This window comes from Streptomyces sp. NPDC032198 (assembly GCF_040636975.1).
Taxonomy (GTDB): domain Bacteria; phylum Actinomycetota; class Actinomycetes; order Streptomycetales; family Streptomycetaceae; genus Streptomyces.
In genome coordinates this window covers 23,355-41,069 of record NZ_JBEZVL010000012.1, presented here as the reverse complement: position 1 = coordinate 41,069, position 17,715 = coordinate 23,355, and the positions used below count along the sequence as shown (strand labels likewise).

17 protein-coding genes are annotated in these 17,715 nt (G+C 70.0%); 12 read left to right on the top strand and 5 right to left on the bottom strand.

Annotation, left to right across the window (positions count from 1 at the left end; translation table 11 throughout):
* The first annotated feature begins 140 nt into the window (after window positions 1–140).
* The 5 genes from AB0E78_RS29400 to AB0E78_RS29380 all read left to right on the top strand — a co-directional run bounded on the left by AB0E78_RS29400 (window position 141) and on the right by AB0E78_RS29380 (window position 3,888).
* On the top strand, window positions 141–581 hold the full coding sequence (locus AB0E78_RS29400) for a DUF6278 family protein (RefSeq protein ID WP_361838573.1): 441 nt from the start codon (window positions 141–143) through the stop codon (window positions 579–581).
* A 121-nt stretch (window positions 582–702) separates the two neighbouring features.
* Entirely contained in the window at window positions 703–1,446 is a 744-nt protein-coding gene (locus AB0E78_RS29395; RefSeq protein WP_361838570.1) for an amino acid ABC transporter ATP-binding protein, read from the top strand.
* Window positions 1,447–1,462: 16 nt separating this feature from the next.
* Window positions 1,463–2,368, top strand: coding sequence for a glutamate ABC transporter substrate-binding protein (locus AB0E78_RS29390; protein WP_361839166.1), 906 nt, complete (start codon window positions 1,463–1,465; stop codon window positions 2,366–2,368).
* A gap of 9 nt (window positions 2,369–2,377) precedes the next feature.
* Window positions 2,378–3,022 (top strand): amino acid ABC transporter permease, encoded by a 645-nt coding sequence (locus AB0E78_RS29385; protein ID WP_361838567.1) that lies wholly within the window; start codon window positions 2,378–2,380, stop codon window positions 3,020–3,022.
* The gene (locus tag AB0E78_RS29380) at window positions 3,019–3,888 is read left to right on the top strand and encodes an amino acid ABC transporter permease (RefSeq protein WP_361838564.1); all 870 of its coding nucleotides are present in this window, start codon (window positions 3,019–3,021) and stop codon (window positions 3,886–3,888) included. The genes AB0E78_RS29385 and AB0E78_RS29380 overlap by 4 nt, the downstream gene beginning before the upstream one ends.
* A gap of 37 nt (window positions 3,889–3,925) precedes the next feature.
* Here the strand turns inward: AB0E78_RS29380 and AB0E78_RS29375 are convergent, their stop codons facing one another.
* The 3 genes from AB0E78_RS29375 to AB0E78_RS29365 all read right to left on the bottom strand — a co-directional run bounded on the left by AB0E78_RS29375 (window position 3,926) and on the right by AB0E78_RS29365 (window position 7,754).
* On the bottom strand, window positions 3,926–5,521 hold the full coding sequence (locus tag AB0E78_RS29375) for an alpha/beta fold hydrolase (RefSeq protein ID WP_361838562.1): 1,596 nt from the start codon (window positions 5,519–5,521) through the stop codon (window positions 3,926–3,928).
* 148 nt (window positions 5,522–5,669) lie between these two features.
* The gene (locus AB0E78_RS29370) at window positions 5,670–6,833 is read right to left on the bottom strand and encodes an Ig-like domain-containing protein (RefSeq protein ID WP_361839164.1); all 1,164 of its coding nucleotides are present in this window, start codon (window positions 6,831–6,833) and stop codon (window positions 5,670–5,672) included.
* A 162-nt stretch (window positions 6,834–6,995) separates the two neighbouring features.
* A complete protein-coding gene (locus tag AB0E78_RS29365; protein ID WP_361838559.1) occupies window positions 6,996–7,754 on the bottom strand; it encodes a hypothetical protein in 759 nt (252 codons plus the stop codon).
* 104 nt (window positions 7,755–7,858) lie between these two features.
* Here AB0E78_RS29365 and ggt point away from each other — a divergent pair, with 104 nt between their 5' ends.
* Together ggt and AB0E78_RS29355 are read left to right on the top strand one after the other, a co-directional pair.
* Entirely contained in the window at window positions 7,859–9,670 is a 1,812-nt protein-coding gene (gene ggt, locus AB0E78_RS29360) for a gamma-glutamyltransferase (protein ID WP_361838556.1), read from the top strand.
* Window positions 9,671–9,770: 100 nt separating this feature from the next.
* Complete coding sequence (locus AB0E78_RS29355; RefSeq protein WP_361838553.1) at window positions 9,771–10,031, top strand: helix-turn-helix transcriptional regulator; 261 nt, start codon at window positions 9,771–9,773, stop codon at window positions 10,029–10,031.
* Between the two features lie 45 nt (window positions 10,032–10,076).
* Here AB0E78_RS29355 and AB0E78_RS29350 read toward each other — a convergent pair whose 3' ends face one another.
* Window positions 10,077–10,928, bottom strand: a complete 852-nt coding sequence (locus AB0E78_RS29350) for an NAD(P)H-binding protein (protein WP_361838550.1) — start codon at window positions 10,926–10,928, stop codon at window positions 10,077–10,079.
* Complete coding sequence (locus AB0E78_RS29345) at window positions 10,925–11,392, bottom strand: nuclear transport factor 2 family protein (RefSeq protein WP_361838547.1); 468 nt, start codon at window positions 11,390–11,392, stop codon at window positions 10,925–10,927. Before AB0E78_RS29345 ends, AB0E78_RS29350 begins: the two co-directional genes overlap by 4 nt.
* Before the next feature lie 109 nt (window positions 11,393–11,501).
* On the opposite strand from AB0E78_RS29345, the gene AB0E78_RS29340 reads away from it, so the two are divergent.
* From AB0E78_RS29340 to hydA, 5 genes are all read left to right on the top strand, one after another.
* On the top strand, window positions 11,502–12,095 hold the full coding sequence (locus AB0E78_RS29340; RefSeq protein WP_361839161.1) for a TetR/AcrR family transcriptional regulator: 594 nt from the start codon (window positions 11,502–11,504) through the stop codon (window positions 12,093–12,095).
* A 106-nt stretch (window positions 12,096–12,201) separates the two neighbouring features.
* Window positions 12,202–13,920, top strand: coding sequence for a hypothetical protein (locus AB0E78_RS29335; protein WP_361838544.1), 1,719 nt, complete (start codon window positions 12,202–12,204; stop codon window positions 13,918–13,920).
* A gap of 191 nt (window positions 13,921–14,111) precedes the next feature.
* Complete coding sequence (locus AB0E78_RS29330) at window positions 14,112–14,954, top strand: nitrilase-related carbon-nitrogen hydrolase (protein ID WP_361838541.1); 843 nt, start codon at window positions 14,112–14,114, stop codon at window positions 14,952–14,954.
* Window positions 14,951–16,234 carry an aspartate aminotransferase family protein gene (locus tag AB0E78_RS29325; protein WP_361838538.1) on the top strand — a complete coding sequence of 428 codons (1,284 nt, stop codon included), beginning with the start codon at window positions 14,951–14,953 and terminating at the stop codon, window positions 16,232–16,234. The genes AB0E78_RS29330 and AB0E78_RS29325 overlap by 4 nt, the downstream gene beginning before the upstream one ends.
* Before the next feature lie 70 nt (window positions 16,235–16,304).
* Window positions 16,305–17,708: a dihydropyrimidinase gene (hydA, locus tag AB0E78_RS29320; RefSeq protein ID WP_361838535.1), complete on the top strand. Its 1,404-nt coding sequence runs from the start codon at window positions 16,305–16,307 to the stop codon at window positions 17,706–17,708.
* Window positions 17,709–17,715 lie beyond the last annotated feature (7 nt).

Sequence of the window (17,715 nt, the reverse complement as noted above, 5' to 3'; positions counted from 1 at the left end):
TGATGGGAGCGCGTGCTACTCGCCGACGCGCTCCGGCAGTTCGCCCCCGCGTGGCGCCATTCGCATGATTCCGTGATCAACTTACGCAAGTTACATTCGTTGGACCGGGGAGCAGACACACCCTTACGGAGAGGCCGATCATGAACATCTCCTTCTTCGGCAGGTGGCGCAGGGAGCAGTCCGCCGACCGGAGCCCAGGACTCGCCTCGGCGTTCGACCGGGACCCGGCCGGAGTGGCCGAGCTCCTCGCCGAATGCGAGCTGCTGCGCTCCCAGGCGGCCTCCGCCGGGCTCGAACTCGACGACTCCCCGGGCTCGTTGACCGCGCTCGATCAGCTCCTGCCGCGCTGGCGCGACGACCCTGAGCTCCTTCCGTGGCTCGGCAACGACGCGGGCCTGTACCTGGGTTCGGTCATCGTCCGTACGGTGCCCGGCACCACCTGGCACGTCTGGCCCGGCGGCAGCCCCGTCGTGCGGCTCGCCTCGGGGCGGGAGATCCAGGTGGTGGAGGCGGGGCTCGACTGGGCGGTGACGGGTGCTCCCGAGCTGTCCCAGGTCTACGCGGAGGCGTCGGAGGCATAGCCGCGGGATGAAGTAACTGCAAATACGGTTAATGCCCATAAGTGCGTGTCGTCCAGTAAGTCCCGTTTTCACGTGGATAGTTTGCGCGGACCGACACCGCCGAGAGTGGGCAGGGCAGGGCATGGCCGTCGATCCTCTGATCGAGCTGCGTGATGTGAACAAGTACTACGGGGAGCTGCATGTCCTGCGGGACATCAACCTCACCGTCGGCAAGGGGGAGGTGGTCGTGGTCATCGGCCCGTCAGGGTCGGGGAAATCAACGCTCTGCAGGACGATCAACCGGCTGGAGACGATCCAGTCGGGAGCCATCGCACTGGACGGGCAGCCACTTCCGGAAGAGGGCAAGGCACTGGCCTCGCTCCGTGCCGACGTGGGCATGGTGTTCCAGTCCTTCAACCTCTTCGCGCACAAGACGGTGCTGCAGAACGTCTCCCTCGCGCCGGTCAAGGTGCGGGGCAAGAAGAAGGACGACGCCACGCGGCGCTCCCACGAGCTCCTGGAACGGGTGGGCCTCGCGACACAGGCCGACAAGTACCCCGCACAGCTCTCGGGTGGCCAGCAGCAGCGCGTGGCCATCGCACGCGCGCTCGCCATGGAGCCCAAGGTGATGCTCTTCGACGAGCCGACCTCGGCCCTCGACCCCGAGATGATCAATGAAGTGCTCGAGGTCATGCAGGGACTCGCCCGCGACGGCATGACCATGGTCGTCGTCACCCACGAGATGGGCTTCGCCCGGTCGGCCGCCAACCGGGTGGTCTTCATGGACGCCGGCCACATCGTCGAGGACCGGGCCCCCGAGGACTTCTTCAGCAACCCGGAGAGCGACCGTGCCAAGGACTTCCTCTCCAAGATCCTGAAGCACTGACGGGGGGCCGGCCATGATGCGTACGACACGTCTGCTCGCGGCGCTCGTCCTCGCCGCCTGCGCCGCGACCGCCTGCGGCAAGGAAGGCAGCCCCCCGGTGAAGGGGCCACAGCCCGACGAACTGCCCAAATACCAGGTGGCGAAGGGCTTCACGCTGCCGGACTCCGGCACCTGGAAGAAGGCGAAACGGCGCGGTCACCTCGTCGTCGGCGCCAAGGAGGACCAGCCCTTCCTCGGCGAGAAGAACCCCGCAACGGGGGCGTACTCGGGCTTCGACATCGAGATCGCCAAGATGATCTCGGCCTCGCTCGGCTTCGCACCCACGTCGATCACCTTCAAGACGATCGCGTCGGCGAACCGCGAGACCGCCCTGCAGAACGGGCAGATCGACTACTACGTCGGCACCTACACCATCAACGACCTCCGCAAGAAGCTCGTCGGCTTCGGCGGTCCCTACTACATGGCGGGCCAGGGTCTCCTCGTGCGCTCCGACGAGGACGGCATCAAGGGGCCGCAGGACCTGAACGGCAAGAAAGTCTGCTCGGCCGCCGGTTCGACCCCCTACCAGCGCATCCAGAAGGACTACCCGAAGGCGACGCTCGTCGCGTACGACACCTACTCGGTCTGTGTCGACAACCTGCTGACCTACCAGGTCGACGCCGTCACCACCGACGACGCGATCCTGATCGGGTACGCGGCCAAGGTGCCCGACGAGCTCAAGGTGGTCGGCAAGCCGTTCTCCGAGGAGCCCTACGGCATCGGCGTCCCCAAGGGCGACAACGCCCTGCGGTTCGCCGTCGACGACGCCCTGGCCGCCCGGGAGAAGAACGGCGACTGGAAGAAGGCCTACGACGCCACCCTCGGACTCTCCGGGGTCCCGGCGCCGAAGCCACCCGCCATCGACCGCTACCCGGCGAGCTGAGGAGGCGTCGTGGACGTACTGACAGACAACTTCTCCACCTTCGGCAAGGGGTTCGTCGGCACCGTCGAACTCACCGTCTACGCCTCGATCCTGGCCCTCGTGCTCGGGTTCGTCATGGCGTCGTTCCGGGTGGCACCGGTCGGCTCCTTCCGGGCGTTCGGCACCGCCTGGGTGACCATCCTGCGCAACACCCCGCTCACGCTGCTCTTCTTCGCGGTGCTGCTCGGGCTGCCGCGCTTCGGACTCGTCCTGCCCTTCAAGGTGTTCGCCGTCCTCGCGCTCGGCTGCTACACCTCCGCCTTCATCTGTGAGGCACTGCGCTCGGGCATCAACACCGTCCCCAAGGGCCAGGGCGAGGCCGCCCGCAGCCTGGGGATGAGCTTCGGACAGACACTGTCCATGGTCGTGCTCCCGCAGGCCTTCCGGTCCGTCATCCCGCCGGTCGGCTCCACCCTCATCGCCCTCGCCAAGAACTCGGCCATCGCGGGCGCGTTCAGCGTCACCGAACTGCTCGGCACGTACAAGACGCTCAGTGAGCTCGGCTACAACATCATCTGGACGTTCGTCTGGATCGCCGTCGGCTACCTGATCATCACCCTCGCCATCAGCGCCGTCTTCAATGTCCTCGAGAAGCGCTGGGGAGTCGCCCGATGAAAGCCCTCTCCCACGAATCCACCGCCCTCTACGACGTACCGGGCCCCAAGACCGAGCGGAGGCACAAGCTCTACGGGCTCCTCTCCACCCTGGTGCTCCTCGCCCTGGTCGGCTGGCTCCTCTATCTGCTCTTCGACACCGACCAGTTCACCGCGACCAAGTGGACGCCCTTCGAGTACAAGGGCATCCAGGAACTCCTCCTGAAGGGTCTGGGCAACACACTCAAGGCCTTCGCCATCTCCGCGGTGCTCGCACTCGCGCTCGGCGGACTGCTCGCGATGGGGCGGCTCTCCGACCACCGGCCGGTGCGCTGGCTGGCCACGCTCCTCGTGGAGTTCTTCCGCGCGATGCCGGTCCTGGTGATGATCTTCTTCGTCTTCGTGGCGCTGAAGGTCCAGCCGCTGCCGGCCCTGGTCACCGGGCTCACGCTCTACAACGGCTCGGTGCTCGCCGAGGTCTTCCGTTCGGGCGTGAACTCCGTGGAACGCGGCCAGCGGGAGGCGGCATACGCGCTCGGGATGCGCAAGACGCAGGTGATGACACACGTCCTCGTACCGCAGGCCGTGCGCGCCATGCTGCCCGCCATCATCAGCCAGTTGGTGGTGGCACTGAAGGACACGTCGCTCGGCTATCTGATCACCTATGAGGAGTTCCTCCACGCCGGGAAGCTGATCGCGTCGAACCTCGACTACGATCTACCTTTCATCCCCGTGGTTCTGGTGATCTCGCCGATCTACATCGGGATGTGCATGCTGCTCTCGTGGTTCGCCCAGTGGGTGTCCAAACGACAGCGGCGCAATCCCAAGACCGAGGCCGCTGATGTGGCCCCGGCCGAACCAGGGACGCTGCTGCCGGGTCCGCAGTAGCTAAAGGGGCCAGGGCCCACCCGGCAGCAGCCGGTGATCACTGTTCGCGCAGCGGGACCGACACGTAAGACGGGTCGGACGCCGGCGAGGAGAAGGTCAGCTGCGCGCCGGACGGGTTGTGCTCGATGTAGAGCGGGTCGACCGTGTCGACCACCAGGGCGAGTCTGTGGCCTGCCGGTACGTCGTAGGCCGTGGAGAACAACTCCAGGTCCACGCCGAACGGCCGGCCGGGAGTCTTGCCGTGGAAGGTGTACGGCGCGTTGCTGACCAGCTTGCCGAGGCCGAGCGGGCCCACGTCGTAGAGGTACGCGACGAGGGTGCCGCTCTCCTTGGTGCTGGTGAGCGTCGTGTGCAGCTTCGCCGTACCGCGCACCCGCTGAGCCGTGTCGTACTTCTCGGACTGCCAGACGCCCGCGTAGCGCCGCGGGAGCAGCGGCATCGAGGCCACCGGCGGGATCTTGAGGAACTGGTCCAGGGCGTTCGAGAGCAGCACGGTGCCGCCGTTGGCGCCCGAGTCGACGTTCGTGCGGAGCGTGGTGGAGCCCGCCAGGTCGATCTTCTTCTTCGTCGCGCCGACGGACTTCCAGTCGGGATAGCCCTCGTAGCCGCCGGTGGAGCGGGACTTGAGCTGGACGGGCTGCTCGCTGTCGACGCCGTTCTTCTCGCCCTTGAGGTAGCGGTCGAACCAGCGCTGGGTCGAGGTCCAGGTGTCGTTCGGCAGCCCGAGCAGGCCGGTCAGCTCGGCGGTCGCGTGGTCGCCGGGACGGAATTCGAGGCGCTTGGGCCCGGTCAACTGCTCGTAGAACGCGGCGTATTGGTTGGGCGGGAAGATCGTGTCGCCCCAGGCGTTGCCGAGCATGACGGCCGCGCCGTTCTTGTTGATCTGGTCGATGTACGTCGCGGGGGAGCGCTTCTTGCCCCACGCGATCATCTCGTCCTCCTTGTCCAGGTCGGACGCGAGGAAGTCCTCGAGGGTCTGCTGGAGTTCGGGGCTCGGGCGGCCGGTGAGGGCGCCCGCGCCGCCGAGCAGCCCGGCTGCCTGGCGGTGCTGGGTGCGGCCGCTGTAGATCGAGTCGATGAGGTTGCCCCAGCCGCTGAGGGCGGCCACGGCCTTGATCCGCTTGTCGTGGCCCGCGGCGAGCAGACTGATGCCCGCGCCGTACGAGACACCGCCCATGCCCACCTTCGCGGGGTCGGCCGGGGTGTTCGCCAGGGTCCAGTCGATGACCTTGGAGGCGTCCGCGATGTCCTCGGGGCCGCCGGTCTCGATCTCGCCGCCGGACTGCCAGAAGCCGCGCGAGTTGTAACTGACCACGACATAGCCGGAGTTCGCGAGCTTCTGGGCCTGCGCGACGTACTCGACCTGCGGCATGGCCCAGCTGGTGGGCAGCACGATCGCCGGGAACTTCTCGCCCGCCTTCGCGCCCTCGGGGCTGAAGACGTTGGCCTTGAGGATCGTGCCGCCGTCGCCGGGGATGTCGACGAAGCGCACGTCCGTGGAGCTCGCCGCCTGTGGGGCGGCTGCCGGGGCGGCTTGGGCGGCCGGGGCGAGGCCGAAGGCGGCGCCGGCGACGAGAGCCGCCGACGCGGCGCCCACGGTGGTCGTACGCAGTGCCTTGCGCGGTTGTCCCACGGGTCACTCCTTACTCGTGCAAGCAAAGTGACCCGACGGTAACCGCGAGGGTTTACCCGGGGTAACCCGTCGGTAAGTTACGCACCGGTAACGATTGTTGAGCTGTTTACTTCAGTTGTTGAGCTGTCTACTTCAGCGCGGTGGAGCGTCAGCTCAGCGCGCTCTTCGCCTGCCAGTCGGCCCACGAGATGTTCCACTCGCCGTAGCCGTTGCCCGGGTCCGGCACGCCCTTCGAACCGCTGCCGGAGACCTCGAAGGGGTCGCCGACCTGGACCTGGCCGTAGAGCCAGGAGGCGTCGCCGTCGCTCATGCCGATGCAGCCCGAGCTGTGGTTGGTGTTGCCGAAGTGCGAGGCGTTCCACGGGGCCGCGTGCGCGTACATGCCCGACCAGGTCAGACGCATCGAGTTGTCGACCATCTTGTCGTAGGCGTCGCCGAGTCCGACCGTCTCGGAGCGCATGTTGATCGTGCCCTCCTTGGCCATCAGGACGGACGTGCCGCCCCAGGACGCCTTGTCGCCGCCGGGGGTGCCCGCCGACATCGGGACGGTCTTCACGCTCTTGCCGTCGCGCACGAGCGTGGCCTGCTTGCTGTCGAGGTCGACCTTGACCTTCTGGCTCTTGCCGACCGTGAAGCCGGTGACGTAGTCACGGACGAACCAGCCGCCGCCGGTGCCCGAGTCGATGCCGCCGAGGCGGGCGTCGAGCTTCACCTTCGTGCCGGACTCCCAGTACTCCTTGGGGCGCCAGTCGACGCGGTCCTTGCCGTCGTAGTTCTTGATCCAGCCCCAGGACCCGGTCGTGTCGTTCGAGGTCGTCACCTTCAGGTGCTTCTCGACCTCGGCCTTGTTCTTCACCGGGTGATCGAAGACGACGGAGAGGGGCTGCGCGACGCCGACCGTGGTGCCCTTGCCGGGCGTCAGGGACAGCTTGTTCACCTGCTCAGGGGCGGCCGTCCTGAAGGAGGTCCGCGCGCTGCCGCCCTTGTCCGTGGTCGCCTCGACCTTGTACGAGGTGCCGGGCACCGCCTTGCGGTCCGAGGTCCAGGTGGTGCCGTTCGCGGCGACCTTGCCGCTGAGCTTCGCGCCCTCGGGGTCGGTGACCTCGACCTGCTTCAGCCTGCCGTCGGCCAGCTTCACCTTCACCGGGGAGCCCGCCTTGGCCTGCTTGCCCTGAAGGTTGACCGATATGTCCGGCTTCTTCGTCGAGGTGTCGGCGGCTGCCGGGGTGCTGCCCGAACAGGCGGTCAGCGCGGCGGCAAGGGCCGCGAGACCCGCGGCCGTGACCGCGGCCCCGGTGTGGCGGGTGCGTATGGGGCGTCGGCGACTCGTCGAGCTCAGGAGCCTCAAGGGAACGTACCTCCGTGCGAATGTGGAACTGCACGGAGAGAGGGGCAAAGGTCCCGGTGGGTTGCCTCTTGCCCTGAATTGCCGAATAGGTCACAGAGGCCGGATGTGCGCCGGGCGGCCAGGTGCCTATTTCGCGCGGTGGGAGTTGCGCGGCGGTGCGACCGCCGGGGCCGGGGTCTGGGCCGCGCGCGTGACGTCCCCGACGAGCTCGACGACGTCGGCGCCGTACGCCTGGGAGTTGACGACCTTCAGGAGCAGCACGAACGTGTTGGCGCCGTGCTTGCGGGCGAGGCGCTCGTGGTGGCGGGCGAGGTAGCGGGTGGCCGCCTGGTTGGTGATCGCGCGCTGGCCGCAGAAGACGAAGACCGGTCTCGCCTCCTGGTCCTGCCCCGCGGTGAGGCGCGCGAGGATCACGTACTCCGTGATGCCGCCCTCCATGCGGTACCGCTCGCCGCCGATCTGGAAGGCGCCGCGGTCCGGGCCCGGCTCCGGGTCGGTGTTGATGCGGACGCCGGGCAGCAGGGAGTGCATGTGCGCGGCCATCCGGCGGTTCGCGGCCGGGGAGCCGACGCAGAATTCCGTGCGCTCGCCGAAGCTCTGCTGGGCGGCGTCATGGGCGACGAGCTGGGCGTGCGCGCCGCAGTCCTTGATCAGCGCGGCGAGTTCGAGGAGCGCGAACACGTCGTGGCGTACGACGGTCAGCTCGGGGCCGCCCGCCTCGCGGTTCACTACGAGCAGCGACTCGGAGTTGTCGGGCAACCCGAAGAAGGCCTGCTTGCGGCGGAGCTTGCGCCGCCAGAGGTAGGTACGGGCGAGCCAGCCCAGCACGGCGCCGAGGCCGGCCGCGATCAGGCCGAGGACGATGGTGCGCACGTCGTCAGTCATGGGGGCGCATGCTAGCGGGCTCTAGGACCCGTGTTCGAGGGGGTCCTGACGTGGCGGGTGGACCGAAGTTACGCTGCGCGGACGGTTGTTGACTGGAGGTACGAATGCGTCGTGCTGTCGTACGGAATCTGACGCTATTGGCGGTCGGAGGGGTGTTGGTGTCGGTCGGTGCGGCCGCGCCCCCTTCGTCTCCGCGCTCGGCTGAACAGGCTTCGCAGTCCCCGCCGAAGGTGCCGGTGGCCGTCGGCTACGGCGGTGCCGTCTCCAGCGTCGACGCGGACGCGTCGGCCGCCGGGATCGAGGTCCTGAAGAAGGGCGGTAACGCGGTGGACGCGGCGGTCGCCACGGCGGCGGCCCTCGGCGTGACCGAGCCCTACTCCGCGGGCGTCGGGGGCGGTGGCTACTTCGTCCACTACGACGCCAAGAGCGGCAAGGTGAGCACGATCGACGGCCGCGAGACGGCCCCGCGGACCGCGGACTCCGGCCTCTTCCTGGAGGACGGCAAACCGATCCCCTTCGCGGACGCCGTCACCAGCGGCCTCGGTGTGGGCACCCCCGGCACCCCCGCGACCTGGCAGTCCGCCCTCGACAAGTGGGGCAGCAAGCGGCTCGGCACGCTCCTGAAGCCCGCGGAGCGGCTCGCGCGCGACGGGTTCACCGTGGACGGCACCTTCCGCTCGCAGACCGAGTCGAACCAGGCCCGGTTCGCCGACTTCCCGGACACGGCGAAGCTGTTCCTGCCCGGTGGCGCGCTGCCCGTGGTCGGCTCGACCTTCAAGAACCCCGATCTCGCCCGGACGTACGAGGAACTGGGGCGCAAGGGCGTCGGGGCGATGTACCGGGGCGACATCGGCAAGGACGTCGTACGGACCGTGAACAAGCCGCCGGTGGACCCGGCGTCGGGGCGGCTGGCCCGGCGCGGTGACCTGTCGGCGAAGGACCTGAAGGCGTACGCGGCGAAGCGGCAGGCGCCGACGAAGACCTCCTACCGGGGGCTCGACGTCTACTCGATGGCTCCCTCGTCGTCCGGCGGCACGACCGTCGGCGAGGCGCTCAACATCCTTGAGCGGACCGACCTCTCGAAGGCCTCCAAGAAGAAGTACCTGCACCGGTACATCGAGGCCAGCCGCGTCGCCTTCGCCGACCGCGGGCGGTGGGTGGGCGACCCCGCCTTCGAGGACGTACCGACGAAGGAGCTCCTCTCGCAGCGGTTCGCCGACTCGCGGGAGTGCCTGATCCGCGACGACGCGGTCCTCAAGAGCCCGCTCGCGCCGGGCAACCCGCGGAACCCGGCACACTGCGGGTCCGGTGACAAGGCGGCGCCGACCACGTACGAGGGCGAGAACACGACGCACCTCACGGCTGCCGACAAGTGGGGCAACGTCGTCGCCTACACCCTGACCATCGAGTCGACGGGCGGCAGCGGGATCACTGTGCCGGGACGCGGGTTCCTGCTCAACAACGAACTGACCGACTTCTCCTTCGCGCCGGCCGACCCGGCCGTGCACGACCCGAACCTGCCGGGTCCGGGCAAGCGGCCCCGGTCCTCGATCGCGCCGACGATCGTCCTGGAGAAGGGCAAGCCGCTGGTAGCCCTGGGCTCGCCCGGCGGTGCCACGATCATCACCACCGTGCTGCAGACCCTCACCGGGTTCGTCGACCGGGGGCTGCCCCTCGTCGACGCGATCGCCGCGCCGCGGGCGAGTCAGCGCAACGCCGCGCAGACCGAGCTGGAGCCGGGGCTCTGGGACAGCCCGCTGCGGGCCGACCTGGAGGCGATCGGCCACTCCTTCAAGCAGAACCCGGAGATCGGGGCCGCGACGGGCGTGCAGCGGCTGCCGGGCGGCAAGTGGCTGGCCGCGGCGGAGAAGACGCGTCGCGGTGGCGGGTCGGCGATGGTGGTGCGTCCCGGCTGAGTCAGGACCGGGCGGGCCTTCCGGCCCGCCCGGCGATTACGCCAATAACTATACCGGTATGAGAATGGTCTTCTGGGTGGCTACGGACTAGACTGACCGCATGGTGCGGACCCCCCTGACCCTTGAAGAGCGCGAACGCGGCGAGCGGCTCGGCCGGCTCCTGCGTTCCGCGCGTGGTGAGCGGAGCATGGTGGAGGTGGCCGCGAGCGCCGGGCTCTCCGCCGAGACGCTCCGCAAGATCGAGACGGGGCGGGCGCCCACGCCCGCGTTCTTCACCGTGTCGGCGCTGGCCTTCGCACTCGGCCTCTCGCTGGACGAGGTCGCCCGGGCCTGTGCGCTGGTGCCGCTCGCGCCGGTGTGAGTGACGCCGTGCCGCGGGCCTTCGCGGTTCTCGCCTTCGCGGTTATTACGGTGCGGGAGCCCACGCGGCGGCGTTCTCCGCGGCGAAGTCCGCGAAGCTGCGGGCCGCCCGGCCGGTGATCCGCTCGACGGCGGGGTCCACGCGGTCCTCGGACCCGTGCGCGATGGCCTCGTCCATGGCCGCGAGGACCTCGGCGAACGCCTCGGGCATCCCCGTGGCCAAGAGCCGCTCGCGGAATTCCGCGACCGGGACGGAGCGATGCCAGATGTCGCGCCCCGAGACCTTGGAGACAGCCGCCGCGACATCCGAGTAACCGAGCGCCTGCGGACCGGTGATCAGATGCGCCGCGTTGTGCGGCCGCTCGTCCGTCAGGGCCCGCACGGCGACGGCCGCGATGTCGTCCGCGTCGACGAACGCCACCCGCCCGCGCCCGGTGGCCGTCACGATCTCATCCGCGGTGCGGATGCTCTCGACGTGCAGGTGGCCCGGGGTGACGAAGTTCTGCATGAACCACGAGGGGCGCAACACCGCCCACTCCGGGGCCAGTTGGCGCAGCGCCCGGTGGACCTCGCCCGCCCCGGGGTCCCCCTCGGCGATGGCGGAGGAACTCAGCAGCACGAAGCGGCGCACACCCGCCTCCAGTGCGCGCTCCAGGAACGGCACCATCAGCCGGGCCGGGGCGGCGTCCCCGATGGGCGGCACGAGGTAGACGCCGGCCGCGCCGGTGAGGGCGGGGCCGTGCGTGGCGGGGTCGGCCCAGTCGAAGCGGACCTGGCCGGTGCCCGGCGCCGGGGTACGGCTCCCGGTGCGTACGGACAAGCCCTGGCTGTCCAGGGCTGCCGCCACGCGGCGGCCGGTGGTGCCCGTACCGCCGGTGATCAGGAAGCGCATCGTCATCGGTCCTCTCCGGAGCGGGCGGCGCCCACGGGGATCTCCCCGTCGAAGGCGTCGGCCACCAGTGCGCCGTTCCAGTAGTCGCGGAAGCGCGTGATGCGGCCCTCGTGAACCGTGACGACCTGGATGTACGGCATGTCGAAGGGGCGTCCGGTGGCGACCGCCCGGCCGGTGCCGCGCAGCTCCACGATGATCGTCGCGGGGTCGTCGGTGCGGTGGACGGTCAGGTCCTCGAAGCTCCGCAGGTCGATGTGGTCGGGATAGTCGGCCATGTAGTCGCCTACGGCATCGCGGCCCACGAGTCGCTGCGGGGCTCCGGGGAGCGCGAAGGGGAACTCGAAGACTCCGTCCGGCGCCCACAGGCCGACCCAGCCGTCGACGTCCTTGGCGAGCAGCAGGTCGAGGGAGCGGGTGAACACGTCGGTCGCCGATGCGTGCGGCTTCTCTGTGGCGGGGTGTGTCGTCATGGCGGCGACGTTAACCTGACCCCGGGTCCGTTTACAAGTACCGGACCCGGGGTCGACTTATGCTGGGGTCTGCTCGCCCCGCCCATGGGGCGCTCATCGAGGAGGAACCATCGCCGCCCGCAAGGAGAGAGCCGACTCCGTCCGCAACAGGGCCGCGCTGCTGGCCGCCGCCGCCCGGCTGTTCAAGGACGCCGACGACCCCGACAGCGTCAAGATGGCCGACATCGCCCAGGCTGCCGGTGCCGGAAAGGGCACGGTCTTCCGGCACTTCTCCGACCGCATCGGCCTGATCGGCGCGCTGGTCGTCGAGGAGACGCAGCAGCTGCGCGAGCAGGTCACCGACGGTCCGCCGCCGCTCGGTCCCGGCACGCCGGTGGCCGAGCGGGTGCCCGCGCTCATGGCCGCGCTCCTCGACCTCAAGCTGAACCAGCGCGCGCTGATGCTGGCCCTGGAGCGGGCGGGGGCCGGCAGTCCCTACCTCAATCCGGCGTACGGACTCTGGCACTCCGAAGTCGCCGGGATGCTGTCCGCCGTACACGGGCGCGAGGATGTCGACTACCTCGCGCACGCCCTGCTCGCCGCCGTCCGCAGCGACCTGGTCGAGCACCTGACCAGCCAGGGCGCCGGTCCCGCGCAACTGCACGCGGGCCTGCGAAAGCTCTGTGCCTCCGTCCTCGCTCACGGCGAGGAGAGCGGCGTGTGAGGTGCTGCCGGGCGGCCGGAAAACTGCGTGTAGCCGTCCCGTAACGCGACTGGTGTTATCTTCCGGACCAGAACACTTCCGGCTCCATGGGGCGGTGCTGGCTCGAATGGCAGTTGGACAACTCCCGGAACAGGTCAGGGAGTTCGCGAGGTACCTGCGTGACCTCCTGGCGCGGCTCGATCCGGGCGCCGGGTGGTGCGGCGTGTTCTGGTCCCGTGACCCCGAGGGGATGCAGGCCTGCCTGGATGGCTCGGAAGTGCCCCCCTGGGACGTGGTGGCGGCACTGCTGCACGATCTGGCCGCCGGGTACGGAGCGCGGGCCGCCGAGCGTGAGACGGAGTGGGCGCGGGCGCTGCACACGGCCTCGCTCGCCGCGTACGACGCGCGGGCCGGGGGACGCGGGCTGCTCGGCGAGCGCCTCGACATGATGCTCACCGAGCAGCGGTTCGCCGTGGAACGGCAGGTGGAGCTGGGCTACTCGCTCGCGGCGGCGGCCACGCAGGACGAGGTGGAGCGGCTCAACCGCGATCTGGCCTGGGTCCGCGACGACCACGAGCGGGCGACCGCGCGGTGCGCCGAACTCCGGGAGCGCATCGAGCGGTTGGACCGGGCGGACCGCCCGCAGTGGGTCGACCTCGGCACTCCGGTCTCGGACGACTTCGCGGCCGTGGGGGCGGACGACTTCGAGGACGGAACGGGGGGCGGCCCTGACGCAGGAGCGGGCGGTTTCCGGAGCCGGCCGGCGGCTTTCGGCGCCGGTGCCGCTCTCGGGGCCGAGGAGTTCGACGACTTCGGGGAGCAGACACGGAACGCCTTCGGGGTCCGGGCCGCGGACGGGTTCGGGGCCGCGGACGGGTTCGGAGCGACGGCGGGTGATCTCGACGCGGGTTCGCCGCATCCCGGCACCCGCACGCCCGAGTTCGGCACCTACCCGGACGGCGAGGGTGACCCGGCCCCCGACGCCCGCACCCTGTCGGCCGACCCATCAGGCCCATCCGCCCCATCAGGCCCATCCGCCCCATCTGGCGCAGCCGCCCCCGAAGCCCCCCGCGTCCCCAAGCAGGGCCGCAAGTCGCGTGACACGTCCCGTCGTCCGCGCCGCCCCCGCGGCGCCCGTTTCGCGGGGTTCGTCGGGCAGAGCGAGGACGAGGGCGGGTCCGAGGCCGTCGCTGTACCGGAGCCGGCCGCGCAGTCGCCCGCCGCGAACACCCCGCGCGGGGCGCGGTTCGCGCACGCCGCCGAGGGGCCGGGCGGCACCGGTGACGGTGGGCGCGGTGATTCCGCGGGGCCGGACCGCGACGCCGAGCGGGTCACCGCCGAAGCCGTCGCCGCGCTCATCAAGCTCCGGGGCGAGGGCCGCAGCGGCGAGGCGCACGGCGTACTCGTCGAGGCCGCCTGCTGGCCCGCGGCGCGCCTGCCCGTGTTCGCCGGTGAGCTGCACCGCGCGGGCCTCGGCGCCGACTGGTCGACACTGCTCTGGGAGGCCGCGTCGCTGCCGCCCGACCGGCTCGTCGCGCTCGCCGACGCCCTCGCCGGAGCGGGCCGCGCCGACGACTGCCGCAAGCTGCTGCGGCAGGGTGTCTCCCGGCCCGCCCCGGAGATCGCCGAGGCGGTGCTCGCGCTGGTCGACGCGGGCCGTGAGCGCGAGGCCCGCGCCCTCCTCGACGCCTACATCCGCGTCCGTACCCCCGAGGACGCGGCCGCGTGCGCGCACACCGATCCCTACCGCCTCATCCCGCTGCTCCTCCGGGCGGCCGAGGGGGTGTCGGACGAGCGCCACTGGGATCTCGTGCACGCGCTGCGGGTGGCCGGATTCAGCGCCTGACCCGCCTGACGCACCCGTCGCGCCTGCGCGTTGTCTTCCGCTTCTCGTCCGCTTGGGTGCGAAACATGATCGACTCCGCCGGTTCACGGCGATGGTCTTGCCCAGCCCGTCGGGGAGGCTTACGTTTTCCTGTCTACGCACCAAGTCTACGGGCGTAGAGGCTCTCTGACGTCCCGTCGAAGGAGCAGCTCATGGCCAACGTCGTACGCGCCGCACTGGTCCAGGCAACCTGGACAGGCGACACCGAATCCATGATTGCCAAGCACGAGGAGCACGCCCGCGAGGCGGCCCGCCAGGGTGCGAAGATCATCGGCTTCCAGGAAGTGTTCAACGCCCCCTACTTCTGCCAGGTGCAGGAGCCCGAGCACTACCGCTGGGCCGAGCCCGTGCCGGACGGACCCACCGTCACACGGATGCGGGAGCTGGCCCGCGAGACCGGCATGGTCGTCGTCGTCCCGGTCTTCGAGGTCGAGCAGTCCGGGTTCTACTTCAACACCGCCGCCGTGATCGACTCCGACGGCTCGTATCTCGGCAAGTACCGCAAGCACCACATCCCCCAGGTCAAGGGCTTCTGGGAGAAGTACTACTTCAAGCCGGGGAACGCGGGCTGGCCCGTCTTCGACACGGCGGTCGGCAAGATCGGCGTCTACATCTGCTACGACCGCCACTTCCCCGAGGGCTGGCGCCAGCTGGGCCTGAACGGCGCCCAGATCGTCTACAACCCCTCCGCCACCTCCCGCGGCCTCTCCGCCTACCTCTGGCAGCTGGAACAGCCCGCCGCGGCCGTCGCCAACGAGTACTTCATCGCCGCGATCAACCGCGTCGGCGTCGAGGAGTACGGCGACAACGACTTCTATGGGACGTCGTACTTCGTCGACCCGCGCGGCCAGTTCGTCGGCGAGACCGCGAGCGACAAGGCCGAGGAACTCGTCGTCAGGGACCTGGACCTGGGGCTCATCGAGGAAGTACGCCAGCAGTGGGCGTTCTACCGCGACCGCCGCCCCGACGCGTACGAAGGACTGGTACAGCCGTGAAGGACCTCCACACCCGCCACCGGGCCGTCCTGCCCGAGTGGCTCGCCCTCTACTACGCCGACCCGCTGGAGATCACCCACGGCGAGGGCCGCCGCGTCTGGGGCGCGGAGGGCAGGCAGTACCTCGACTTCTTCGGCGGCATCCTCACCACCATGACCGCCCACGCGCTGCCCGAGGTCACCAAGGCGGTCAGCGAGCAGGCCGGGCGGATCATCCACTCGTCCACGCTCTACCTCAACCGGCCGATGATCGACCTCGCCGAGCGGGTCGCGGGCCTCTCCGGCATCCCGGACGCCCGGGTCTTCTTCACCACGTCGGGCACCGAGGCCAACGACACGGCCCTGCTCCTGGCCACCTCGCACCGCCGCTCGAACCAGATCCTGGCGATGCGCAACAGCTACCACGGCCGCTCCTTCACGGCCGTCGGCATCACCGGCAACAACGCCTGGTCGCCGACCAGCCTCTCGCCGCTCCAGACGCTGTACGTGCACGGCGGCGTCCGCAGCCGGGGGCCGTACGCCGCGCTGAGCGACGCCGAGTTCATCGAGGCATGCGTCGCCGACCTGAAGGACATGCTCGGGCAGGCGCGCGGGGGAGTGGCGGCGCTGATCGCCGAGCCCATCCAGGGCGTCGGCGGCTTCACCTCACCACCGGACGGGCTGTACGCCGCCTTCCGCGAAGTCCTGTGGGAGCACGGCGTCCTGTGGATCTCGGACGAGGTGCAGACCGGCTGGGGCCGCACCGGCGAGCACTTCTGGGGCTGGCAGGCGCACGCCGCGAGCGGCCCGCCGGACATCCTGACCTTCGCCAAGGGCATCGGCAACGGCATGTCCATCGGCGGTGTCGTCGCGAGCGCCGAGGTCATGAACTCCCTGGACTCCAACTCCATCTCGACCTTCGGCGGCTCACCGGTCACCATGGCGGCCGGCCTCGCCAACCTCACGTACCTCCTGGAACACGACCTCCAGGGCAACGCGCGGCGCGTCGGCGGTCTGCTCATCGAGCGGCTGCGCGCCATCTGCGCCCAGCTGCCCGTCGTACGCGAGGTGCGCGGCCGGGGCCTGATGATCGGCATCGAGCTGATCAACCCTGAGACCGGCGAGGCCCATCCGCAGGGGGCGTCCGCCGTCCTCGAAGCGGCCCGTGAAGGAGGACTCCTCATCGGCAAGGGCGGCGGCCACGACACCAGCGTCCTGCGCATCGCCCCGCCGCTCTCGCTGACCGTGGCGGAGGCGGAAGAAGGAGCGGCGATCCTCGAACAGGCCCTGCGGAGCGTCTAGTTCACGTGCCTCGCGGTAGTTCACGTGCCTTCCGGTATGAACGTACGAGCATGAAAGGGAGCGCCCCATCATGAGTACCCGCACCCTGATCCGCGGCGGACTCGTCATCACCGCCGCCGAAGAGGTCCACGCCGACGTGCTGATCGAGGACGGCAGGATCGCGGCCCTCGCCGCACACGGCTCGGGCGCCGCCGAGGCGTGGACCGCGGACCGCGTCATAGACGCCTCCCACAAGTACGTGATCCCGGGGGGAGTCGACGCGCACACGCACATGGACTTCCCGTTCGGCGGCACGTTCTCGTCCGACGACTTCGAGACGGGCACCCGCGCGGCGGCCTGGGGCGGCACCACCACCATCGTGGACTTCGCGGTGCAGACCCGGGGACAGGCGCTGCGCGCGGGCCTCGACGCCTGGTACGCGAAGGCGGACGGCAAGTGCGCGATCGACTACGGCTTCCACATGATCCTCTCGGACGTCAACGAGCGGACCCTCAAGGAAATGGACCACCTGATCGAGGAAGGGGTCAGCTCCTTCAAGCTCTTCACCGCGTATCCAGGAGTCTTCTTCAGCGACGACGGTCAGATCCTGCGCGCGATGCAGCGGGCCGCCGCCAACGGCGGGCTGATCATGACGCACGCGGAGAACGGCCTCGCCATCGACGTACTGGTGGAGCAGGCGCTCGCCCGGGGCGAGACGGATCCCCGCTACCACGGCGAGGTGCGCAAGTCGCTCCTGGAGGCGGAGGCGACGCACCGGGTGATCAAGCTCGCCCAGGTGGCGGGCGCGCCGGTGTACGTGGTGCACGTGTCGGCGCAGGAGGCGGTGGCCGAGCTGGCCAAGGCCCGCGACGAGGGCCTGCCGGTGTTCGGGGAGACCTGCCCGCAGTATCTGTTCCTCTCCACGGACAATCTCGCGGAGCCCGACTTCGAGGGTTCCAAGTACGTCTGCTCGACCCCGCTGCGACCGCGCGAGCACCAGGCCGCGCTCTGGCGCGGGCTGCGCACGAACGACCTCCAGGTGGTCTCCACGGACCACTGCCCGTTCTGCTTCGTGGGACAGAAGGAGCTGGGCCGCGGGGACTTCTCCAAGATCCCGAACGGCCTGCCGGGGGTCGAGAACCGCATGGACCTCCTCCACCAGGCCGTGGTGGACGGCCACATCGGCCGCCGCCGCTGGATCGAGATCGCCTGCGCGAGCCCGGCCCGGATGTTCGGCCTGTACGGCAAGAAGGGCACGATCGCGCCGGGCGCCGACGCGGACATCGTCATCTACGACCCGGCCGCCGAGCAGGTCATGTCGGCGGACACGCACCACATGAACGTGGACTACTCCGCCTACGAGGGCAAGCGCGTCACGGGCCAGGTGGAGACGGTCCTGTCCCGCGGTGAAGTGGTCATCGACCAGCGGAAGTTCACCGGCCACGCCGGGCACGGCGCGTACGTCCCGCGCTCCACCACCCAGTACCTCGGCTAGGAGACGC

Bases quoted from the DNA above. Each gene is read 5' to 3' on its own strand.
- AB0E78_RS29345 (WP_361838547.1), bottom strand. From the start codon at position 11,392: ATGACGACACACCCCGCCACAGAGAAGCCGCACGCATCGGCGACCGAC.
- AB0E78_RS29355 (WP_361838553.1), top strand. From the start codon at position 9,771: ATGGTGCGGACCCCCCTGACCCTTGAAGAGCGCGAACGCGGCGAGCGG.
- AB0E78_RS29400 (WP_361838573.1), top strand. From the start codon at position 141: ATGAACATCTCCTTCTTCGGCAGGTGGCGCAGGGAGCAGTCCGCCGAC.
- AB0E78_RS29395 (WP_361838570.1), top strand. From the start codon at position 703: ATGGCCGTCGATCCTCTGATCGAGCTGCGTGATGTGAACAAGTACTAC.
- AB0E78_RS29335 (WP_361838544.1), top strand. From the start codon at position 12,202: ATGGCAGTTGGACAACTCCCGGAACAGGTCAGGGAGTTCGCGAGGTAC.
- AB0E78_RS29330 (WP_361838541.1), top strand. From the start codon at position 14,112: ATGGCCAACGTCGTACGCGCCGCACTGGTCCAGGCAACCTGGACAGGC.
- AB0E78_RS29350 (WP_361838550.1), bottom strand. From the start codon at position 10,928: ATGACGATGCGCTTCCTGATCACCGGCGGTACGGGCACCACCGGCCGC.
- ggt (WP_361838556.1), top strand. From the start codon at position 7,859: ATGCGTCGTGCTGTCGTACGGAATCTGACGCTATTGGCGGTCGGAGGG.
- AB0E78_RS29390 (WP_361839166.1), top strand. From the start codon at position 1,463: ATGCGTACGACACGTCTGCTCGCGGCGCTCGTCCTCGCCGCCTGCGCC.
- AB0E78_RS29365 (WP_361838559.1), bottom strand. From the start codon at position 7,754: ATGACTGACGACGTGCGCACCATCGTCCTCGGCCTGATCGCGGCCGGC.
- AB0E78_RS29380 (WP_361838564.1), top strand. From the start codon at position 3,019: ATGAAAGCCCTCTCCCACGAATCCACCGCCCTCTACGACGTACCGGGC.
- hydA (WP_361838535.1), top strand. From the start codon at position 16,305: ATGAGTACCCGCACCCTGATCCGCGGCGGACTCGTCATCACCGCCGCC.